3 protein-coding genes are annotated in these 6,092 nt (G+C 54.6%); all 3 read left to right on the forward strand.

The features are described from left to right. Positions 1-229: 229 nt before the first annotated feature. Positions 230-1,219, forward strand: a complete 990-nt coding sequence (locus tag ABVT36_RS05870; protein ID WP_368455709.1) for a chromate resistance protein ChrB domain-containing protein — start codon at positions 230-232, stop codon at positions 1,217-1,219. Positions 1,220-1,225: 6 nt separating this feature from the next. Next, the gene (locus ABVT36_RS05875; protein ID WP_368455710.1) at positions 1,226-1,942 is read left to right on the forward strand and encodes a hypothetical protein; all 717 of its coding nucleotides are present in this window, start codon (positions 1,226-1,228) and stop codon (positions 1,940-1,942) included. A 133-nt stretch (positions 1,943-2,075) separates the two neighbouring features. Further along, positions 2,076-5,120, forward strand: a complete 3,045-nt coding sequence (locus ABVT36_RS05880) for a right-handed parallel beta-helix repeat-containing protein (protein ID WP_368455711.1) — start codon at positions 2,076-2,078, stop codon at positions 5,118-5,120. Positions 5,121-6,092: the final 972 nt, after the last annotated feature.

A 6,092-nucleotide genomic window follows, 5' to 3' on the forward strand; every position in this document is an offset into this window, starting at 1 on the left:
ACCAACGTATCAATTAAATTGCCCTTCTATTGGCTTTATGTATTAAATAGCGCCAATCATATATTACAAAACCTAGTCAAGTGTTTTTATTCTTTTTATTGTTCGGTAAAGACCAATATCACATTCGTGGATAGCGGGTATAGTATTTACTTAGTGCGTCTTGTAGCATTTTTGCGAGAACCAAAATAAATAACCAGAGATAACAGGGAGTTTGCGCTTGGGTAGTTTTATGCGCATCGTTTTAATTGCAACTTGTCTTTTCCTTGGCTTTACGGCCTGTTCAAAAGTTGAATTGGGCCCGCCGCAGGCGTTTGTAACCGAGTACGGACTGGGCCCGGATAAATGGGCCACAGCCTGGCTGTTGACCCGTCATGTTAACCCCAAAGCGGCCCTGGTTGTTGTGGATCAGGGGGCGGCATTACCCGTTGGGACTCCCTTCGATACCCCCGAAGCTGAGCTACGCCGTATCGATGCCCGCACAGCGTTTGAAGTGACCCAGACAACCTATGCCATAGAAGACCCCGGGGTTCTGCATCTGGTAGGGGTTATTCGCGATATTGAAGTCAACTTCTGGGGTGCGGATAGAACGCCGGAGGCGCAAATCGTTGAATCCGCTTTTCGATCACTGCAGGAGCGCTATGGGCGCGATGCAGTAGCCGGTGAATGTTATTTAAAATTTTTCGATCAAGTGCATGCGGCGTTGGCCCAAAGCCCTAATCCGCAGACACCTCTGACACCGGCAAGTCTAGCGGTGAACTGTGACAACGAGCCATCCGCCCCGGCTAGTTCGGCCGTTCAGGAGCTGTCGATTGCAGATCTGCTTGTGGCAATGAAGCAGGGCAAGCGCGTAGCCTTTGTGGACGTAAGGGAAGAGGAAGAGTTTACCGAGGCCCATATTCCGGACGCTTTGAACCTGCCGCTACGCCACCTGAATCAAGAGGCAATAAGTGCGCTCAAACAGGCGGATTACGTGGTCAGTTATTGTGTAAAGGACTTTAGGGGCTTTGAAATGGCGAAGGCATTAAAGCTGGCCGGGGTTGAGCAATCTGTCATTCTCAAACCCTATGGCATCAAGGGTTGGGTTACCCAGGGGCTGCCAACGGTCGGTTCCCGAGCCCTGGGGCGGGAAGAGGCCATAGAGAGGCTCAATCAATGTGTCTCACTGGGCCGCTGCCCGGTCTGGAATACGCCAGCGCAGAGCCCGGCGCAGAAGGGGTAGGAACCGGTGAAAGCAGGGACAGTAAAATACAGCTTGCTGGCAATTGCACTGGCCGCAGTCGGCATACCCATCGTCACCTGGTGGCTTTCCGTAGGCAATCCTCTGGATTACCTGAGCGGCCAGTTTCCTCCCGGACAAAGCCTCTACATCCTTTCCAAATTGGCGGGCTTGCTGGCAATCGGCTTGCTGGGGCTGCAGTGCCTAATGGCATTGGTCAAGCGCCTTTACACCAGCAGATGGTCGCAGGTTTGGGAGGGGAATAGGTGGAGCAAATGGTTCCACCCACTACTCGGGGGCCTGATCTTTGTACTGATCTTGCTGCATGTCTCCCTGTTTTTTTCCGCCGTCACCTTGCGTGCGGGGGCTCCGGCCTGGGGGTTGTTATTGCCCCGATTCGATCAGGGTTTTTACAACCGGCAGGTCAGCCTTGGGCTGATCGCCTTTGTGCTGCTGTGTTTGAATGTTTTTGCTGGCTGGAAGCTGGCATCGGGGAAAGGAAAGTGGCGTATTGGGCACTTTCTCTGGATTCTTATACTGCCACTCTCCTTTATTCACGCGCTGTCCATTGGCAGCGAATCCCGGATTCCGCTTATGTTCGGTTTCCTGTTGTTGATGTCCGGCCTTCTGAGTATAGCCGGGCTGGTCAGAATCAGGCGGAGCATCGCCAGGGGAATACAAACGTCAGTGCCCCGGCAGGCCCCATCCTTCGGGGGCAATCATTAAGAGGCTGATACACGCTGCATAAACTGAGCAGTATATTGGGTTGTTTGGAAACTTTCGTTCGATAGCCGGCGCCGATTATTTCCCGGCAGGCCAAGGCGAGTGTGCACAGAATAATAGAATAAGGGCAAAAGGAATGAATCTGAATTGTGGAAAAATAAATGTTCAGTCGCTCAGGCTTCTATCCAAATTCTGGGGGGCTGCAAGAATCGGCAGGCTTTCAAACCTCTGTGCACTCTCTCTGCTCTGGCTGGCGCTGACCGGATTTTCTGTTGCTGCTAAGGGGGAGATCCTGCTGTATCCGCTGGCGGACCGGGTGTATGAAACCAGTTTGTATATTGCGGGACACTCTGACCAGCCCAACGATACGGTAGATATCGAATTGAATGGTTCGACCATTGTACAGACCCAAAGCAATGCGACGGGCGAATTTGCGGTAGTGGTTGCCTTGCCGCGGGGTGACAACCAGATCCGGGCACAGAGTTTGGGCTTGGTCGAAGCTTCAAATATACAGACAGTACGCCATATCGAAACGCCCGCTACGGGCCAGATAGAAACGCAATTGCCGGTGAGCACGACCACAGCGGCTCCGGTACTGGACTCGCTGAGTGCCACCAGTAACACAAATCCTGTAACAGTAACTGGCACAGCGGAAGCGGGCTCTACCGTCAGCTTTTTTATCAACGGCAGAGTAACCCGAAGTATCGCGATTGATGCCAGTGGTGTCTTTTCCGCCTGGGTTCCCCTGGAGGATGGCGACAACGCCATCTATGCGGTGTCCGAAACAGCTGCTGGCCAAAGCTTGGTTTCCAATACCGTTTCCACCAGCTATACCAACAACTTGGCGCGGACCTGGTCTGGCACTATGTCGGACACCCTTGTATGGACTAAGGGCGATGGTACGCCCTATACCCTCAATGGCCATTTAACAATTCCCAGCGGTGCGACGCTTTGGGTTCAACCTGGAGTGGAAGTTATTGCTGATGGTAATTACAAGCTAACGGTGTCCGGTCATTTGGAAGTGGCTGGGGTAGCTTCCGACCCGGTAGGTTTCAGCCCCTTAACCTCTGCCTGTGACGGCATCAATACCAAGCGATCAGATTGGGTGGGTATTGAAGTGATTGCGGGAGCCACTGTGGCTATTGATTTTGCTGGAATCCATTGCGCTAGCAAAGGCGTTCACTTTAATGGTGGAAATGGCTCCGCCAAAAATTCTCAATTTCTCAACAACTACACCGGCATTTTTATGCAGGCAAGTTCGACAGCTCCGGCGATTGCGCCACAAATTTTTGGAAACACAATTCGTGGTAGTGAAAATGGGATCTATGTATATGGCAATAGTGCTCCGCTGATAAGTGGTGTTAATAAAGTCACAGAAAATAGGTATGGTATTTATATCGCTCAGAACAGCACGCCGCTGGTTACAGGAAATAGTCTCTACGACAACAACCAATACAATTACCATGTACACTACAATACTAATCCAAATACAGTCCGCCTAAACGCCACCGGAAACTGGTGGGGGACCTCAGATCGCAATGAAATTGCCAGTAGTATTTACGATTGGAATGACATACCTTCTTCCTATTCAGCGCCAGTGGTCGATTATAACGGCTATTTGGACAGCGAGGGGGGAATACCGGTACATACGGATGGGGCCTTGAACGGCCCGATACACGAGGACTTGACCCTGGGCGCAGGGCCGTACCAGATGCAGGGCGATGTCACGATACAAGCGGGCAGCACATTGCATATCAGCGCCGGGGCCCAGTTCGATATTATCCCCGGTGCCAAGTTGTTGGTAGAGGGCAACTTGATCATAGCGGGTACAGCAGCGTCTCCCGTACTCCTGCATTCCGCAGGATCGGTTTGCCAGAATACCACTGGAAGTGCCTATGACTGGATGGGTATAGAAGTCGCGGCCGGTGCCACGGTTACAATTGAGCATGCCGATATCCGTTGTGCCGACAAGGGTATCCATTTTAATGGTGGAGAGGGCTCAGTAACCGACAGTACTCTGCGCAATAATGTGAATGGTATTTATGTTAGTCGAAATGGTACGCCGCAGATTAACGGCAGCAGTCTCTACGATAACCGCCAATACAATTACCACGTACATTACAATACTAATCCAAACACGATCCGCCTAAACGCCACCGGAAACTGGTGGGGAACCACAGATCGCAATGAAATTGCCAGTAGTATTTACGATTGGCATGAATTATCCCATTCCTACTTATTGCCAGTGGTCGATTACAATGGCTATTTGGACAGCGAGGGGGGAACACCGGTACACACCGGTGGGGCCTTGAATGGCCCGATTCACGAGGACCTGACCCTGGGTGCAGGGGCACAGCAGATACAGGGCGATGTTACCGTGCAAGCGGGCAGCACATTGTCTATAGGTGCGGGTGCCCAGTTCGATATTATCCCCGGTGCCAAGTTGCTGGTGGAGGGCAACTTGATCATAGCGGGCACAGCAGCGTCTCCCGTACTCCTGCATTCCGCAGGATCGGTATGTCAGAATACCACTGGAAGTGCCTTTGACTGGGTGGGCATAGAAGTCGCAGCCGGTGCCACGGTTACGATTGAGCATGCTGATATTCGTTGTGCCGACAAGGGTATCCATTTCAATGGCGGAGATGGTTTGGTAACCAACAGTACTCTGCGCAATAATGTGAATGGTATTTATGTTAGTCGAAATGGTACGCCGCAGATTAACGGCAGCAGTCTCTACGATAACCGCCAATACAATTACCACGTACATTACAATACTAATCCAAACACGATCCGCCTAAACGCCACCGGAAACTGGTGGGGAACCACAGATCGCAATGAAATTGCCAGTAGTATTTACGATTGGCATGAATTATCCCATTCCTACTTATTGCCAGTGGTCGATTACAATGGCTATTTGGACAGCNGTACACACCGGTGGGGCCCTGAATGGTCCGATTCAGGAGAACCTGACCCTGGGCGCCGGCGCGTACCAGATACAGGGCGATGTTACCGTGCAAACGGGCAGTACATTGTCTATAGGTGCGGGTGCCCAGTTCGATATTATCCCCGGTGCCAAGTTGCTGGTGGAGGGCAACTTGATCATAGCGGGCACAGCAGCGTCTCCCGTACTCCTGCATTCCGCAGGATCGGTATGTCAGAATACCACTGGAAGTGCCTTTGACTGGGTGGGTATAGAAGTCGCGGCCGGTGCCACGGTTACGATTGAACATGCCGATATCCGTTGTGCCGACAAGGGTATCCATTTTAATGGCGGAGATGGTTTGGTAACCAATAGTGCCTTGCGCAATAATGTGTACGGTATTTATGTTGATAACAACGGCACGCCGCAGATTAACGGCAGCAGTCTCTACGATAACCGCCAATATAATTATTACGTAGATCGATCTGGCAATTCGAATACAATTCGCTTAGACGCAACTGGAAACTGGTGGGGTACCACAGATCGCAATGAAATTGTCAGCAGCATCTATGATTGGCATGACATATCCTCTTCCTACTCAGCGCCAGTGGTCGATTACAATGGCTATTTGGACAGCGAGGGGGGAACACCGGTACACACCGGTGGGGCCTTGAACGGTCCGATTCACGAGGACCTGACCCTGGGTGCAGGGGCACAGCAGATACAGGGCGATGTTACCGTGCAAACGGGCAGTACATTGTCTATAGGTGCGGGTGCCCAGTTCGATATTATCCCCGGTGCCAAATTGTTGGTAGAGGGCAACTTGATCATAGTGGGTACAGCAGCGTCTCCTGNCCCCCCCCCTCCCCCCCCCCCCCCCCCCCCCCCCCCCCCCTCCCCCCCCCCCCCCCCCCCCCCCCCCCCCCTCCCCCCCCCCCCCCCCCCCCCCCCCCCCCCTCCCCCCCCCCCCCCCCCCCCCCCCCCCCCCACCCCCCCCCCCCCCCCCCCCCCCCCCCCCTCCCCCCCCCCCCCCCCCCCCCCCCCCCCCCCCCCCCCCCCCCCCCCCCCCCCCCCCCCCCCCCCCCCCCCCCCCCCCCCCCCCCCCCCCCCCCCCCCCCCCCTCCCCCCCCCCCCCCCCCCCCCCCCCCCCCCCCCCCCCCCCCCCCCCCCCCCCCCCCCCCCCCCCCCCCCCCCCCCCCCCCCCCCCCCCCCCCCCCCCCCCCCCCCCCCCCC

The sequence above is a fragment of the Microbulbifer sp. TYP-18 genome (assembly GCF_040932045.1).
Classification (GTDB): domain Bacteria; phylum Pseudomonadota; class Gammaproteobacteria; order Pseudomonadales; family Cellvibrionaceae; genus Microbulbifer.